This window comes from Lacticaseibacillus rhamnosus, assembly GCF_900636965.1.
Classification (GTDB): domain Bacteria; phylum Bacillota; class Bacilli; order Lactobacillales; family Lactobacillaceae; genus Lacticaseibacillus; species Lacticaseibacillus rhamnosus.
Genome location: NZ_LR134331.1, coordinates 990904 through 1005522, shown reverse-complemented (window position 1 = coordinate 1005522; position 14619 = coordinate 990904). Strand labels below are relative to the sequence as shown.

Genomic DNA, 14619 nt, shown 5'->3' with positions numbered 1-14619 from the left:
TAGCATGCAAACTTTAGTTATCAAAATATAAGCGTTCAGCTAGACAATTACTCGGCTGATTCAAAAAAAAAAACAGCACCGGGCATCGCTTTTTCGACTTGCGATCATGCTCGATCCTGTTTTTCCGAATGTTCTCTAGCAAACCATCATTAACACATTAGCTGAGGCTTTGAAGTAACGCCTCATAACGCGGACCACGGGGAACCAGTTCTAAGTGACGTGTGGTATCCGAATTATCATCCTTTTGAAAATGAATCAGCAGGTCGGTTTCCGGTTCACTAAGCCCCAGAAAGTCAGGCCACTCGACAACCGAAACCCCGTCACCTTCGAAATATTCTTCCAACCCTAAATCCTCGGCGCCACCATCTTCCAAACGATAAAGATCCATATGATAAAGCGGCAGGCGGCCATGGCGATATTCACGAATAATTGTGAAGGTTGGGCTTTTGACATAATCCGTAATGCCCAGCCCCTTAGCCAAGCCTTTGGTAAAACTAGTCTTGCCAGCGCCAAGATCCCCGTCTAGCAGTAACACATCGCCTGCTTGCAACTGCGGTCCCAGTGAAGCAGCAAAGGCCTGCAGTGCAGCTTCACTGGTGAAATCTTTCTTTAAGCTTGTCATAGCAAGGTCTGGGCCGCCGTGATAATGGCCAACTTATAGACGTCTTCTTCATTTGCACCACGGCTTAAGTCGGAAACCGGTTGATTCAGTCCCTGAAGAATTGGCCCAATCGCTTCAAAGCCGCCGAATCGCTGGGCAATTTTGTAGCCAATGTTACCTGATTGCAGTTCTGGGAAAATAAAGACGTTAGCTTCCCCGGCTACCTTGGAATCAGGAGCCTTTTGCTTGGCAACGGTTGGAACAAAGGCAGCATCAAACTGTAATTCGCCATCCAAAGCCAAATCCGGTGCCAATTCATGCGCCTTTTTGGTGGCTTCAACCACTTTATCCACTTGCGGTCCCTTGGCACTGCCTTTGGTTGAGAATGATAACAAAGCCACGCGGGGTGGTTCGATATCAAATAATGCGGCCGTTTTAGCCGATTCAACCGCAATCTCAGCCAATTGGTCAGCATCCGGATCGATGTTAATCGCGTTATCGGCAAATAAGTATCGTTCATCCCGACCGCGTTGCATGATGAAAGCACCACTCACTAAATGAACCCCAGGCCGCGTTTTAATGATCTGTAACGCCGGGCGCACCGTGTCAGCCGTTGAATGGACCGCACCGGAGACCATCCCGTCAGCTTTCTTCATGTAAACGAGCATGGTCCCAAAATAATTGGCATTCTGAACAATCTTTTCGGCTTGTTCTTGGGTCGCCTTACCTTTACGCCGCTCGACAAACGCCGTCACCATTTGGTCATGGAGCTCGTCATGTTCAGGATCGCGAACGGTTAATTTACTCAGATCCCAGCTTTTTTCGGCGGCCAGGCTTTGAATCTTATCCGGGTTACCTAAGACAATTGCCTGAACCAGGCCATCAGCTGCAAGCCGAACTGCAGCGCCTAAAACCCGCGGATCCTCGCCTTCCGGAAATACAATCCGCAAATGTTTACCGTTAATTTTATCTTTTAAGCTTTCAAATAGGTCCAAACTTTATCCCTCCATAAAAGCGCTTTATTCTGTATCATCATACCGTTTTTATTGGGTTATGACCAGCAGAAGTCAGAAGGAAAAATCGGCTGCTCGTTCCTCAACACCCCACTGTCCCCGCTGAGACAAATGGGGATCACTGGTTTGCACCGCTTAAACGGCTGTTGCTATCATTTTAATTTTCTGTCGTAACCGTCTCTGGCAGCTGCCAATTAATCGGCGTCTCTCCCATTTTCTCTAATGCCTCATTCGTGCGTGAAAACGGTCGACTACCAAAAAAACCACGTGATGCTGACAAAGGACTTGGATGTGCGGACGCAATGATGGCATTTTTAGAAGTGTCAATCAAGGCGGCTTTTTTCTTGGCCGCATTGCCCCATAAAATGAACACGACGCCACCGCGCGCTGACAAAGCGGCAATCGCGGCATCGGTTAATGCTTCCCAGCCGTGATTCTGATGCGAATACGCGTGTCCAGCCTGCACGGTCAGGACCGCATTGAGCAATAAAACGCCTTGATTCGCCCACGCTTTAAGATAGCCGTGATGCACGGGTGGATACCCTAAGTCGCTTTGCAATTCTTTATAAATATTCTGCAGTGATGGTGGCAAGGCAACGCCAGGCGCAACCGCAAAACTAGCCCCCACTGCCTGATGCGGATTGTGGTAAGGATCCTGGCCTAAGATCACCACTTTAACATCATGAAACGGGGTCCATTCGAAGGCCTGGAAGATATGATGCATCTCGGGATAGATCGTTTTAGTGGCATACTCTTCTTTTAAAAAGCCATGCAGCCGTGCATATTCGGAACTTTCAAAAATCGGTTCCAGAACCGTCTGCCAATCATTATGGATTAATGTTTTCAAAAGCTGCACCTCCGCAAATAGTGTACAAGAATCCCAGCACGTTTGCTACCGGACAAGCGTTTTTCATGCTAAAATTAAAATCGTAACGGCACCATGACAAACCGGAGGGAACTGTAAATATGATTAAACTTATTGCATCGGACATGGATGGCACCCTTTTGAATGACAAAATGGAAGTCTCAGACGAAAACGCCCAGGCCATCCGTGAAGCGCAAGCCGCTGGTATCGAATTCATGGTTGCAACCGGACGCGGCGTGACTGAGGCAAAACCCTTATTGGCAGCTCAGAACTTAAAACCCGCCTTCATCACGTTAAATGGCGCAATGGTTTTTGACGAGGCTGGCAAGCTCGTGGTCACAATTCCAATTGCTGATGATCTAAACGATTACATTGTCAAAACGCTGCAAAAAGACAACATTTACTTTGAAGTTGTCACCAACAAAGGCGTCTTCTCAGATAGTCGCGTCGAGCGGATTCAAAATGTTGCCGATTTGCTCGTTGATCTGAATCCTGATACAACTTACAAACTTGCGGTGGCACTGGCGGCTGCTCGGCTTGAACTGATGAATATCAATTACGTTGATAACTACCAAGAATTATTGGACGATCCAACCATCCAAATTATGAAGTTCATCGCGTTTACCGGTGAACGGCATGATATTTTAAAAGCACCCGCAAAGACTTTTGAAGCCACCGGCAAACTCAGTGTCACCTCAAGCTCGGCCAACAACATTGAAGTTAACAATATTAAAGCACAAAAGGGTTATGCCGTTGAAGCTTATGCCAAGCAACGGGGCATCACGATGGATGAAGTCATGACGATTGGCGATAATCTCAACGATGCTAGCATGATTAAAATGGCCAAGTATGGCGTTGCGATGGGAAATGCGATTCCTGAAATCACTGCCTTGGCATGGGATACCACCAAAACCAACAGCGAAAATGGCGTTGCCGCCGCAATTCGCAAGGCTATTCGCGTTAACAAGGCAGAAGCATCAAATGCCCATTTCTAATCTTTGCGGTTAAACACAGCATGTGACCTTTCCTGGGAGGTCTGCAAATGGCGTTATATCTTGATATGAATGCGTTAAGTACCGGCAGTCTGAGCGTGGTAAAAACCGACAATGGCAAACCGGCGTATATTTTGACGGCCCGCCACGGTATTATCAATGGCGGATTTGATTTGAACACACTAAGCGGCAATCCGCTCGGTTCGATTCGTCAAAAAACAGTCAGCGTTTTCCCTCGCTATGACCTATATATTGCCGATCGTAATGTTGCCAGTGTCAAAAAAATGTTTGGCGTCTGGCACCAATTCATTTTTATCTCCAAACTTAACTGGGTCGCCATGGGTAACTTGCTCAACAATCATTATCAGGTCTTCCATGGCGTCAAAACCATTTTTAGTGCCGAAGAAGTCGCTCCGGCAATTGTTAAGCTTACGATTCCCAGCAATCGGGACATTCCTGCTGCCATTTTGTTGGCGGCTATCCTCGACCGCTTCCGCCATGTTGGGGTGGCTGATCCGTTGAAACGTTATGAATATGGTCTGGACTTCCCCGACTGAGGCTTTAGCTGCTGTATTGATACAAAAAATGGACGATACCTTAAGTATGGTAAGAAAAACAAAACGGCACTCGCAAAAGATTTCCCATCGCGAGTGCCGTTTTGTTTGGTTCCACTACCAGCTGTAAGTGCCGACTTTTCACTTAATCACCAACTGGCCGAATCATATGATCGTAGCGATGGCTGCCAATCATCAGCTCGCCATTTTTGACAAAGCCATTGCGTTCATATAACTTCTTAGCCCGCGGATTCTGCTTGTCCACGTTCAAACTGACTACATCGGCTTTGCGGGCGCGGGCAACCGGATCGACCGCTTGTAATAACTTGGTTCCAATGCCATGTCCTTGCGCAGTGGCCGCCACGGCTAAGGTGTCAAGATACCATTCGCCTGGATAAGTTTCGGTATCCGTAAACAAAGATGACTGCGGGGTTAGCCCCAGTTTTGGCAACAAGGGACGTAAAGCATCATCAATATGCGCTTCTTGTTCGTGTAGATAACCCACTGCAATACCTTCAATATGCCCATCCTGATCGGCTACCAGAATTTGTGGATAACCGTAACGATAAGTGGGCAGCAGAAATGCTTGTTGCAAAACTGCATATAAGGTTGGTTTTGGAACCCGCATTAACTGCGGTATTTCCATTTCAGTAAAGACAATATCAATCAGCGGGGCCACCTGAGCAGCATCCGCTGGTTTACTTGGACGTATGATCACAAAAATCGCTCCTTTTTCATGAATTTATTATAGCAAAGAAGCCGAACGTTCGCGTCTTATCACTTGTTGTGTAACAATCAAATGTTTTTAAGCGAATGAGTCCAATTTTGAGTGAAATTGGGTTAAAATATGTGAAGAGTTGTGTTGTCGCCCCGCCCCCTAGATATGCTTTAGTGAAGTGGCGGCACCACAATATCTTGTTCCAAATTTTCTTTTTGGCGCGACCCCACCGGCATGCTTGCGTGGGACCGACGAACGGAGGTGAGGAGCAGAAAACTATTCGAAGGAGCGTACTGGGTTGAAAGTTACTTTCAAGGACGTCACGATGTCCTACGATGGCAAGAAAGATACCCTGAAGGATCTGAATTTTACCATTCCCGATGGCACGCTGGTTTCCCTGCTGGGTCCTTCCGGCGGCGGTAAGACCACGACACTGAATTTGATTTCGGGACTGTTGGCGCCAACTGCCGGGCAAATTTTCTTTGGTGATACGGATGTCACTAAAAAAGATGCCTTAGCCCGTAAAGTCGGCATGGTATTTCAGAACTACAGTCTGTATCCGCACTTGTCGGTCTTGGACAATATTGCCTTTCCACTGAAGATGGCTAAAGTCGGAAAAGCCGAGCGCCACGCCAAAGCTAAAGACCTTGCCAAATTGGTGCACGTTGAAGACCAGCTTGACAAAAAACCGGGAGCTTTATCCGGTGGTCAACAGCAGCGAGTCGCCATTGCGCGCGCGTTAGCCAAATCGCCAAGTCTTTTGCTGCTTGACGAACCACTATCCAACCTTGACGCGCGGTTACGAATCGAGATGCGTGAAGAAATTCGCCGGATTCAACGTGAAACCGGCGTCACCACCATTTTCGTCACCCATGATCAAGACGAAGCCCTGCATATTTCCGACAACATTATGGTGCTTGCAAACGGGTCCATTCAGCAGTTTAGTTCGCCACAGACCCTCTACGATCAGCCTAACAATCTGTTCGTTGCTAAGTTTATTGGCGAACCTGTTATTAACACGATCCCGGCACAGGCATTATCAGCTGATTTAGCTAATGCGGTACCAGAGGCGATTTTGAAACAAGCTGTCACTGCCGGCATTCGTAGCGAAGCCATTATCCCTTATGATGCTGGCGAAAATGTCCTTGCCAAGTTCCATGGCAAGATCACGCATAGTTCCAAATATAGACGTGAGGCGACTGCCGATATTGATTATAACGGCGAACGGCTTCTGTCTACCGAAATGGCCGGCGTTTCCAGTCGTCAGCCGGAGTTGGATTTTTACATCACTAAATCAGGATTTTTTCTCTTTGATCAGTCTGGCGCCTTGATTTTTGGTGGTGAAAGTCATGCTGAATGAAAAAGCCACGCTCAAATCGACGGCTAAAGCAGCACTCTATTTACTGCCAATGCTCGTCATTACCATCACCTTCAATATCTGGCCGATCATTAATTCCTTTTTAATGAGTCTATACACCAAGTATGACTTTTACACGGATAAGGTCAGCGGCTGGGGCTTTGACAACTTCGTCTATCTCTGGAATGATCCTGATTTTCATTTAGCAGTGCGCAACACCTTGGTCTTTGTGATCGGCGTTGTCCCGATAACAGTTGTTTTGTCATTAATTATTGCTTTACTGCTTAATCAGGTAAAGATCATTTCCGGTTTTTTCCGAACCGTGTATTTCTTACCATTTGTCACAAGTACGGTTGCGATTGCGATGGTCTGGAATTGGATGTTCCATGGTAATTACGGCTTGATCAATTACTTCATGAGCTGGTTTGGACTTCATCCGATTAACTGGTTGACTGATCCGCACTACGCCTTGTTGGCACTGATCATCATGAGTATCTGGAAAAGTTTGGGCTTCAACATCATCCTTTTCCTGGTTGGCTTAAACAACATCGACCACGGTTATTACGAAGCTGCTGAAATTGATGGGGCCAATGCTCGTCAGCGATTCTGGAACATCACGATTCCGATGCTTTCACCGATCACTTTCCTGGTTTCCGTTAACGGGATTATCGGCAGTTTCAAAGTGTTTGATGAAATCTTTGCCTTATTCCAAGGGACGCCGGGACCAGGCAAGGCCGATTTAACGATTGTGTACTACTTGTACCAGAAATTTTACACCGAGTATAAGTATCCGATTGCGGCCGCATCCGGCGTTGTGCTTTTCTTCCTCATCTTGCTCGTGACGCTCGTGCAGCTGTGGTATTCGCGCAAGCACGTTCATTATTAAGGGGGAAAAGCAAACTATGGCAAAAAAGCTCAGTAAAGTCTTACTTTATCTGATCGTCATTTTAGGGGCCATCACCATGCTGATCCCCTTTCTATGGATGATTTCGACATCGCTGAAAACCGCACCGGAAACAATCGCCGTTCCACCAATTTGGATTCCAAAGGCCTTGCAGTGGAGCAACTATGTTAAGGCATGGAATGAAGCGCCATTTGGTCAGTATTTCATCAACAGTATCATCGTAACGGTGGTGACCACGGTTGGACAGCTTTTCACCAGTATTCTTGCTGCCTTCGCTTTTTCACGGTTGAAGTTCTATGGCAAGAATATTCTGTTTATCATTTTCTTGGGAACCATGATGATTCCTGGTGAAATGCTGATCATCCCCAATTTCGTCACCTTGTCGCACTTAGGACAAATCGACCACTACGGAGCGCTGATTCTCCCGTGGCTGGCCAGCTTCTTTACCGTCTTCACGTTGCGTCAAACTTTCCAATCGACGCCGGATCAGATTTATTATGCCGCCAAAATTGACGGGGCGTCGGATTGGAAGTATCTATGGCAGGTGCTCGTTCCAATGAGCAAGTCCACGATCACAGCGGTTACCGTCCTTCAGGTGATCGGGTCATGGAACGCATTCATGTGGCCTTTGATCGTCACGAACTCTGATAAGATGCGCACCTTGCCAGTCGGCTTACAGGCCTTCACAACTGATGCCGGCACACAATATCAACTTTTGATGGCGGCTTCCACATTCGTCATCATTCCAATGGTTATTTTGTATATCTTCTTGCAGAAGTACATTATTGCTGGGATTTCTAAAGCTGGATTGAAAGGATAATCTATCAAAATGAAAAAGCAAACTTGGGTAAAAGCATTACTTGCAATGTTTACGGTCATGTTGGTTGCCATCTTAACCGCATGCGGCAGCAACAGTAGCAGCAAATCCAGTTCCACGACTAAGAGCGATTCGGGTAAACGTGTGACGATCACCTTTTGGCATGGGATGAACGGTCCTTATCAAAAGGCGCTTAATCAGATCATCACGGACTTCAACAAGAGCCAAAAGCAGTATAAAGTTGTCGGCACCGCGCAAGGCAATTACACCGCGTTGCAGCAAAAGATTATGGCTGCCGCAAAGTCGCGTAATCTCCCGACAATTGCGCAGACAACCTACACCACCGTTCCTGATTATGTGAAAAATGGTTTCATCACCCCGCTTGATCAATACATGCTCAAAGGTGATGACAAAATGAGCAGTAGCGACTTGAAGGATATTTACCCAGCCTTCTTGTCTAGCTCCAAGTACCAAGGCAAGTACTATAGCGTGCCATTCTCCAAGTCAACGCGGATTCTCTTTTATAATGAAGCACTGATGAAGAAGTATAACATTGATAAGCCAAAGAGCTGGGAAGACATTAAGAAGGATGCCGAGAAACTCAAGGCTGACGGCGTTGCGGCAATTGGCTTTGACAAGAGTTTCGATATGGAATTCGAAGGACTTGCACGCCAAGCAGGCAATCCGCTTGTTTCTGCTAACCCGCTGAAGGCAAACCTGGACAGCAAGAAGACTTTAACCGCAGCCAACTTCATCATGGATATGGTGAACAACGGCGAGGCTAAAACCGCTGGCGAAGATATTTATGGCGATAAGAACTTCACTTCCGGCAAAACGCTCTTCTACGCGGGCTCCAGTGCCGGTATCACCAACATGAAGCAAAATGCGCCCAAAGACTTTAAGTGGGGCACCATGCCACTACCAAGTTACAAGGGCAAGAAAGCAACCGAACTGGCAGGCAACGATATTGTCCTCTTCAAATCCGCTTCTACTGATCAGCAAAAAGGTGCTTGGGCATTCATGAAGTTCCTGCTATCTGAAAAGGAAACTTCCAAGTGGGCACAATTAACCGGTTATGTTCCGCTGCGTAAATCCGCGGTTCAATCAGCTGACTTCAAGAAATATCTCAGTGATAATCCAACCAGCAAAGCAGCTGTTGATTCACTCGGCTTCGGTTTCCAATCTACTGCCTTCATCGGCTTCTCGGAATATCGCAACGATCTTCTGAACGCGGTTGATGCTATGCTGACGAAACACGAAAAACCAGACCAAGCTTTGAAGACGCTGCAAAGTCAGGCAGAAACAATTATCAAGACAAACAAATAACCAAAAACTACTAGGTTGGTATGCTAAATTATGACTTGTCATACCAGCACGACACCGAATCAGCCCCAGAGACGAAACTGTCTCTGAGGCTGATTTTAATTTCCGGGTTCACTTTAATAGTTGCTTTTCACGCATAGACGGGGTACGATTTAATGTTCTCGCGAATGCCAACGAGAGACATTGGAGGAAATTATTGTGACGACGATTCGCTTTTTAAACGGTCTCAATACCATTGGCGGCAACATTGTTGAATTTGCTACCAAAACTAGCCGGGTCATCATGGATTTTGGGGTTGCAGCTGATTTAAGCCATGAAACGGTTGCCTCGGCCATTGATAACGGCAAATTACCGCATGTCCCGGAACTTTTTTTCGATCAACCGGATTCGTTTGCCAATGAAGCCATCTTCATCTCGCACCTGCATATTGATCACATGGGCGCCTTACAATATTTGCAGAAAAACATTCCGATTTATCTTTCCGAACCATCCTATCGCCTCTATCAGGTGCTCATTCGCTTAGGCATCGAAAAACCGGTTGCCAATCTCCATCCCTTAGCCTTTGAATCGCCACTGGCAATTGGCGATTTGACAGTAACCGGGTTTCACAGCGATCACGATGAACCCGGAGTGATGGCGCTGTTGATTGATGATGGTGCGCGCCGCTTTGCCCATTCCGGGGACGTTCGCCTCAATGGCCCGCATGCCGATCGCGTGCACGCCTGGGCTAGCCGTTTCAATGCTGAAAAGATCAGTCTCTTCTTGCTTGAAGGCACTAGCTTTTCGTTTGATACACCGACACCAGTTGAAGATCAGGATCATCCAAGTGTGCCACTGACCGAAATGAGCCTGCAAACTAAATTTCGCCAATTGCTGACTGACAGCTCGCAACTGGTTGTCATTAACCCTTACAATCGCAATTATGAGCGGATGGCAGCCTTCCAAGTTTCAGCGCATGCAAGCGGGCGTCAGGTGGTGTGGGAGCCTAACGAAGCGGCAATTTTAACTGCAATGACCAACCAGCAGCCTGATGCGATTCTTGGCAAAACAATCCAGTTAACTGACCTTGCACAGGCGCCTCAACAATATGTTCTGCAAAATAGTTACGCGCACCTTGAACGGTTGGCAGACTTACCAATCAGCGCTTATGTACACAGTAACGGTGAACCTTTGGGGGATTACGATCCGCGGTTTGCTCAGCTGAAGGATTGGTTGGCGGACCATCAAATTCCTTTGCAGTTTATGAATGCTTCCGGCCATGCAACTCGCGAGGACTTAATCACGTTGGCTAAAGAAGTGAACCCCCGGGTGATCGTGCCGTGGCATAGCTTTCACCCGGAACGTGAAGCTGAGGCGATTGACGCGGAAACAAATGCAGATGTTGTCTTACCCGAACGTGATCTTTATTATGACTTCGATGCGCTCGGAGAAGATGATGATTGATCTATCTAAAAAGCAGGCTATTCACGTTGTTGACGTGGACAGCCTGCTTTTAACTTTGAAAGAGATGATCAACGGTTGTCTGTAACTGCCTGGCTAACGCGAATGCTAAGGACAACGTGGGATCATACTTATTGTTTTCGATGGCATTGATCGTTTGCCGCGTAACATTGACTGCATCTGCTAATTCCTGTTGCGTCAGGTGCTGCTGGGTTCTAAGGGTGCGAATTTTATTTTCCATGACGCATCAGCATCAGCAAGCCCAAGGTTAAAAGAGCGGCCACTAAAATAATCGTACCAACTAAAATACGGCTAGGTTCGCGATCAGTTTTATCCGCCCGATGTTTAAGCCATTCAAAGCTTCCAAGTTGAATGACAATCGCAGCGCCTATCACAAACGATGTAAAATCGCCTTTTTCACCATGAGCCAACTGAAAAAGATTATAAAAGACCAATGATGTCATCGCAAAAACATAGGCATATTTGACCGATTGATCTGAAAGTTTAAGCTCCATTTCGTCCATTTTCCGCATGGCTCTCACTCCTTTAATTCTTGTTGCGTCAAATGCCGCTGAGTTTTGAGGCTCCGAATCTTATTTTCCATGACGCATCAAGGCGAGCACGCCAACAGCAAGAACAATCGCCACCCCTGCGATGGTCATGTACAAAACTCGTCCCGGCTCCTTGTCAGTTGAATCAGCTCGGTGTTTGAACCACTCATAGCTGGCAATTTGAACAACTGTCACCACGTTAACCACAAAGAAATCGAAATTCCACGCTCCTGTACGAATATGCTGAAAAACCGCACTTGACCATAACATTAGAAACATCATCATGTAAGCAATTCTTATCGAGTGATCGGCAAAATTCCGCTCCATTTCATCCATTTTCTTCATGGCTCTCACCCCTTAAATGTCAAATTCTTTTGACATGATTAGTATAACGCCAGCGAAAGAAATGTCAAAATGTTTTTACTTTTCAGCACATGATTTTTGACCTATCAATATCCGTATCAACTTAGCGTGACGTCGCTGATTACCGCGCATGATACCGCTCAAACGCCGCGACAATTTGATTATAATCAAGCTGGGCTGTATTGCTAACCAAATAATCGGCCGCCGCCAATGCCGAAGCCTCCCCGATGCCGACTGCAAACTGGCCGGCTGCTTTAATCGCCGCGATGCCAACCGGTGCGTCTTCAAAGCTAATGACCTCATCGGCTTGCAACTTCAGCAATTCCTGCGCCGCGCGATAAATTTCCGGATCCGGTTTGCCATGGTGTAGACTTTGCGGATCGACAATCGCATCGAATTGCGCGAATAATCCCAACCGCTGTAAAATCAACGGAGCATTTTTGGACGCCGAGGCAATCGCCAATTTTAACCCCGCCTGCTTGGCATTTTTCAACAGTGCTGGTATTCCCGGTAAAATATCCGCAGACGTCAGTGATTGAATGAACGTTTGGTAGCGCTGATTCTTTTCTGCGGCTAAGGCGGCTTTTTGTGCCTCATCGTAGTCATTTTCTTGATGACCATAACGCAGGATCAGATTCAGCGAGTCCATTCGCGAGCGGCCACGCAACGCCGTATCGGCCGCAGCTGGCAAGTGAATGGCGAGACGCTGCGCCAGTTCATGCCAAGCAGCCAGATGATAAGTGGCTGTGTCGGTTAAAACCCCATCCAAATCAAAAATAAACCCTTTAAGCATGGTCATCCTCCACCTCCAAGTGCTGCGTTTCACCATTGATGTCGAGATCGATCGGTGGGCCAGCAAGTAGCGTAACCGTTACCTTTTGGCCAACGTCAACTGCTAACAGACGGCCACGATAAGTCAGCTTAAATTGATACCGCCGCCAATTTTTCGGTAATTGTGGCCGAAAGCGCAAACGGTCATGGTCATAGCGCATGCCGGCAAATCCTTGAACAATCGCAAGCCAACTCCCGCTCATGGATGTAATATGCAACCCGTCTTGAGTATCGTGATTATAATCATCCAGATCCAACCGAGCCGTGCGCGCATACAAGGCAACGGCCGTATCCATTTTGCCAAGTTCTGCCGCCAAAATAGCGTGAATGGACGGACTAAGTGAGCTTTCATGAACAGTTAAGGGCTCATAGAAATCAAAATTCCGTTCTTTTTCCGCGTGCGAAAACCGGTCGTTTAAAAAATACAATCCTTGTAAAACATCGGCCTGCTTAATAAACGGTGAACGCAGAATTCGATCCCATGACCAATGCTGATTAATTGGGCGTTGCGCATCCGGAATCGTACTTACCGGCCGTATATCCTTATCTAAAAAGCCGTCTTGTTGCACAAAAATTTCCAATTTCTTGTCAGTGGGATAATACATCTGGTCAATAATCGCCTGCCAATGCCGCTTTTCCTGATCTGTTACTGCCAATGCCGCCACAATATCAGGATCGCCTTTAGGTAACCGTGCCAGCGTATACTGCAACTCCCACACAGCCATGGTATTGGTATACCAATTGTTATTGACGTTATTTTCGTACTCATTAGGGCCAGTGACCCCGTGAATCATATACTTTTGGGCATGCTGGCTAAAGTGCACCCGATCAGCCCAAAAGCGGGCAATGCCGACCAATACTTCGAGCCCATCGTGGTTCACATAGCTTTCGTCGCCGGTATAAACCGTATATTGATAAATCGCAAAGGCAATCGCCGCATTTCGATGAATTTCTTCAAAAGTAATCTCCCATTCGTTGTGACATTCAATCCCGTTAAACGTCACCATAGGATATAACGCGCCGGCCAAGCCTTGCTGACGCGCATTGTGATAGGCACCCGGTAACTGATCATGCCGATACTGCAGCAGCGCGCGGGTCACTTCCGGCGGGGTCACGGCTAAATACATCGGCACGATAAAAGCTTCGGTGTCCCAATAAGTCGCTCCGCCATATTTTTCACCGGTAAATCCCTTTGGCCCGATATTGAGACGTTTATCTTCACCATAGTAAGTCATAAATAATTGCGCGATATTAAACCGAATCCCTTGCTGCGCGGCCGGATCACCATCAATGACGACATCACTTTTAGCCCAGCGCTGAGCCCAACGTTGCGTGTGAGCTGCTAAATGGGTCTTGAAATCATCCTTGACGACTCGGTTCATCAGCTGGGTAGCTTTTGCGGCTTGATCGTCAGGGGCAATATCACGACTTGTCACAACCACCACATCTTTTTCCAGCTGATAGTGCTCGCCTGTTGTTAAATGCACTGTGACCTGCTCCTGAAGCCACCCACTAGCAGTTGTGACTTTGCCGACAATTGCCTGCCCATTCACGCGTAATTGTTGCTTAAGTAATACGGTGAATTGCGGGACGGCGTAGGGATTCGGTTTTGTTTGCAGTTGAATACTTTTAGCCGTTGCATCCTCATGCTGCGCTATCCAAAACCGCTCATCATAGTTACTATCTTCATTTGTCACCCGCCCATCCAAGGTAGCGTCAAAAGTGATCGTGGCGGTTCCTTTTAACACGCTCGCATTAACGGTGATCAAAGCTGCCTCTGGTATTGTCTGACTCAAAAAGCGGGCAAACTCAAACTGAACTTCCACGTCAGCACCGATATAAACAAACCGCCGTGTCAACAACCCTTGATGCAGATCCAACGCCAGATAAAAGTCGCGGTAATGGCTTTTGGCTAAGTCCACCTGTTGACCATTAACCGTTATCCCAATCCCCAGAAAACTGGGCGCATTAATCACTTTGCCAAAATACTCCGGATAACCGTTCTTCCACCAACCAACACGCGTTTTATCCGGAAACCAGACGCCGCCTAAATACGTCCCTTGCAAACCATCGCCGCTGTAACCTTCCTCAAAATTCCCGCGCAGGCCCATATAACCATTGCCTACCGCCGTGATACTCTCTTGCAGCCGACGATCTGTCTTCTCTAAACGATGTGTTGCCACTAACCAAGGATCGACTTCGAATAATCGCTTCACTTTTAATCCCCCCACTAAAAGAAAATAAACGCTTACTGGCGCGGGTAGAAACCTGTACCGGTAAGCGCGTTATG

At 47.1% G+C, this 14619-nt stretch carries 16 protein-coding genes; 7 read left to right on the top strand and 9 right to left on the bottom strand.

The features are described from left to right. Positions 1–157 precede the first annotated feature (157 nt). The 3 genes from tsaE to EL173_RS05215 all read right to left on the bottom strand — a co-directional run bounded on the left by tsaE (position 158) and on the right by EL173_RS05215 (position 2461). Positions 158–622 (bottom strand): tRNA (adenosine(37)-N6)-threonylcarbamoyltransferase complex ATPase subunit type 1 TsaE, encoded by a 465-nt coding sequence (gene tsaE / locus EL173_RS05225; protein WP_005688741.1) that lies wholly within the window; start codon positions 620–622, stop codon positions 158–160. Continuing rightward, entirely contained in the window at positions 619–1596 is a 978-nt protein-coding gene (pta, locus tag EL173_RS05220) for a phosphate acetyltransferase (protein WP_005688739.1), read from the bottom strand. The genes tsaE and pta overlap by 4 nt, the downstream gene beginning before the upstream one ends. 175 nt (positions 1597–1771) lie before the next feature. Then, positions 1772–2461, bottom strand: a complete 690-nt coding sequence (locus tag EL173_RS05215) for a uracil-DNA glycosylase (RefSeq protein WP_005684558.1) — start codon at positions 2459–2461, stop codon at positions 1772–1774. 119 nt (positions 2462–2580) lie between these two features. Between EL173_RS05215 and EL173_RS05210 the strand changes: the two genes are divergently transcribed. Beyond that, positions 2581–3474: a Cof-type HAD-IIB family hydrolase gene (locus EL173_RS05210; protein WP_005684557.1), complete on the top strand. Its 894-nt coding sequence runs from the start codon at positions 2581–2583 to the stop codon at positions 3472–3474. A 47-nt stretch (positions 3475–3521) separates the two neighbouring features. Beyond that, entirely contained in the window at positions 3522–4028 is a 507-nt protein-coding gene (locus EL173_RS05205) for an LURP-one-related family protein (RefSeq protein ID WP_005684556.1), read from the top strand. Positions 4029–4170: 142 nt separating this feature from the next. Here the strand turns inward: EL173_RS05205 and EL173_RS05200 are convergent, their stop codons facing one another. Further along, entirely contained in the window at positions 4171–4743 is a 573-nt protein-coding gene (locus EL173_RS05200) for a GNAT family N-acetyltransferase (RefSeq protein WP_005684555.1), read from the bottom strand. A 298-nt stretch (positions 4744–5041) separates the two neighbouring features. Here EL173_RS05200 and EL173_RS05195 point away from each other — a divergent pair, with 298 nt between their 5' ends. The 5 genes from EL173_RS05195 to EL173_RS05175 all read left to right on the top strand — a co-directional run bounded on the left by EL173_RS05195 (position 5042) and on the right by EL173_RS05175 (position 10587). Next, positions 5042–6103 (top strand): ABC transporter ATP-binding protein, encoded by a 1062-nt coding sequence (locus EL173_RS05195; RefSeq protein WP_019728431.1) that lies wholly within the window; start codon positions 5042–5044, stop codon positions 6101–6103. Then, entirely contained in the window at positions 6093–6986 is an 894-nt protein-coding gene (locus EL173_RS05190) for a carbohydrate ABC transporter permease (RefSeq protein ID WP_005684552.1), read from the top strand. The genes EL173_RS05195 and EL173_RS05190 overlap by 11 nt, the downstream gene beginning before the upstream one ends. Before the next feature lie 16 nt (positions 6987–7002). After that, positions 7003–7824, top strand: a complete 822-nt coding sequence (locus EL173_RS05185; protein ID WP_005684550.1) for a carbohydrate ABC transporter permease — start codon at positions 7003–7005, stop codon at positions 7822–7824. Between the two features lie 9 nt (positions 7825–7833). Further along, on the top strand, positions 7834–9147 hold the full coding sequence (locus EL173_RS05180; RefSeq protein WP_005684549.1) for an ABC transporter substrate-binding protein: 1314 nt from the start codon (positions 7834–7836) through the stop codon (positions 9145–9147). Positions 9148–9342: 195 nt separating this feature from the next. Beyond that, positions 9343–10587, top strand: a complete 1245-nt coding sequence (locus tag EL173_RS05175; RefSeq protein WP_014571233.1) for an MBL fold metallo-hydrolase — start codon at positions 9343–9345, stop codon at positions 10585–10587. A gap of 49 nt (positions 10588–10636) precedes the next feature. On the opposite strand, the gene EL173_RS05170 is transcribed toward EL173_RS05175, so the two are convergent. The 5 genes from EL173_RS05170 to EL173_RS05150 form a co-directional block, all read right to left on the bottom strand. Further along, positions 10637–10825: a helix-turn-helix transcriptional regulator gene (locus tag EL173_RS05170; RefSeq protein WP_005684546.1), complete on the bottom strand. Its 189-nt coding sequence runs from the start codon at positions 10823–10825 to the stop codon at positions 10637–10639. Beyond that, complete coding sequence (locus EL173_RS05165) at positions 10815–11117, bottom strand: hypothetical protein (protein ID WP_005688735.1); 303 nt, start codon at positions 11115–11117, stop codon at positions 10815–10817. Before EL173_RS05165 ends, EL173_RS05170 begins: the two co-directional genes overlap by 11 nt. A 60-nt stretch (positions 11118–11177) precedes the next feature. After that, entirely contained in the window at positions 11178–11480 is a 303-nt protein-coding gene (locus tag EL173_RS05160) for a hypothetical protein (RefSeq protein WP_005684545.1), read from the bottom strand. A gap of 139 nt (positions 11481–11619) precedes the next feature. Next, entirely contained in the window at positions 11620–12291 is a 672-nt protein-coding gene (pgmB, locus tag EL173_RS05155; protein ID WP_014571232.1) for a beta-phosphoglucomutase, read from the bottom strand. After that, positions 12284–14545 (bottom strand): glycoside hydrolase family 65 protein, encoded by a 2262-nt coding sequence (locus EL173_RS05150; protein WP_005684542.1) that lies wholly within the window; start codon positions 14543–14545, stop codon positions 12284–12286. Before EL173_RS05150 ends, pgmB begins: the two co-directional genes overlap by 8 nt. Between the last annotated feature and the right edge of the window lie 74 nt (positions 14546–14619).

What these genes read in the sequence shown, in the direction of transcription:
- tsaE (WP_005688741.1), bottom strand. Translation starts at nt 622, where the DNA reads ATGACAAGCTTAAAGAAAGATTTCACCAGTGAAGCTGCACTGCAGGCC.
- EL173_RS05210 (WP_005684557.1), top strand. Translation starts at nt 2,581, where the DNA reads ATGATTAAACTTATTGCATCGGACATGGATGGCACCCTTTTGAATGAC.
- EL173_RS05205 (WP_005684556.1), top strand. Translation starts at nt 3,522, where the DNA reads ATGGCGTTATATCTTGATATGAATGCGTTAAGTACCGGCAGTCTGAGC.
- EL173_RS05190 (WP_005684552.1), top strand. Translation starts at nt 6,093, where the DNA reads ATGCTGAATGAAAAAGCCACGCTCAAATCGACGGCTAAAGCAGCACTC.
- EL173_RS05185 (WP_005684550.1), top strand. Translation starts at nt 7,003, where the DNA reads ATGGCAAAAAAGCTCAGTAAAGTCTTACTTTATCTGATCGTCATTTTA.
- EL173_RS05180 (WP_005684549.1), top strand. Translation starts at nt 7,834, where the DNA reads ATGAAAAAGCAAACTTGGGTAAAAGCATTACTTGCAATGTTTACGGTC.
- EL173_RS05170 (WP_005684546.1), bottom strand. Translation starts at nt 10,825, where the DNA reads ATGGAAAATAAAATTCGCACCCTTAGAACCCAGCAGCACCTGACGCAA.
- EL173_RS05165 (WP_005688735.1), bottom strand. Translation starts at nt 11,117, where the DNA reads ATGCGGAAAATGGACGAAATGGAGCTTAAACTTTCAGATCAATCGGTC.
- EL173_RS05160 (WP_005684545.1), bottom strand. Translation starts at nt 11,480, where the DNA reads ATGAAGAAAATGGATGAAATGGAGCGGAATTTTGCCGATCACTCGATA.
- pgmB (WP_014571232.1), bottom strand. Translation starts at nt 12,291, where the DNA reads ATGCTTAAAGGGTTTATTTTTGATTTGGATGGGGTTTTAACCGACACA.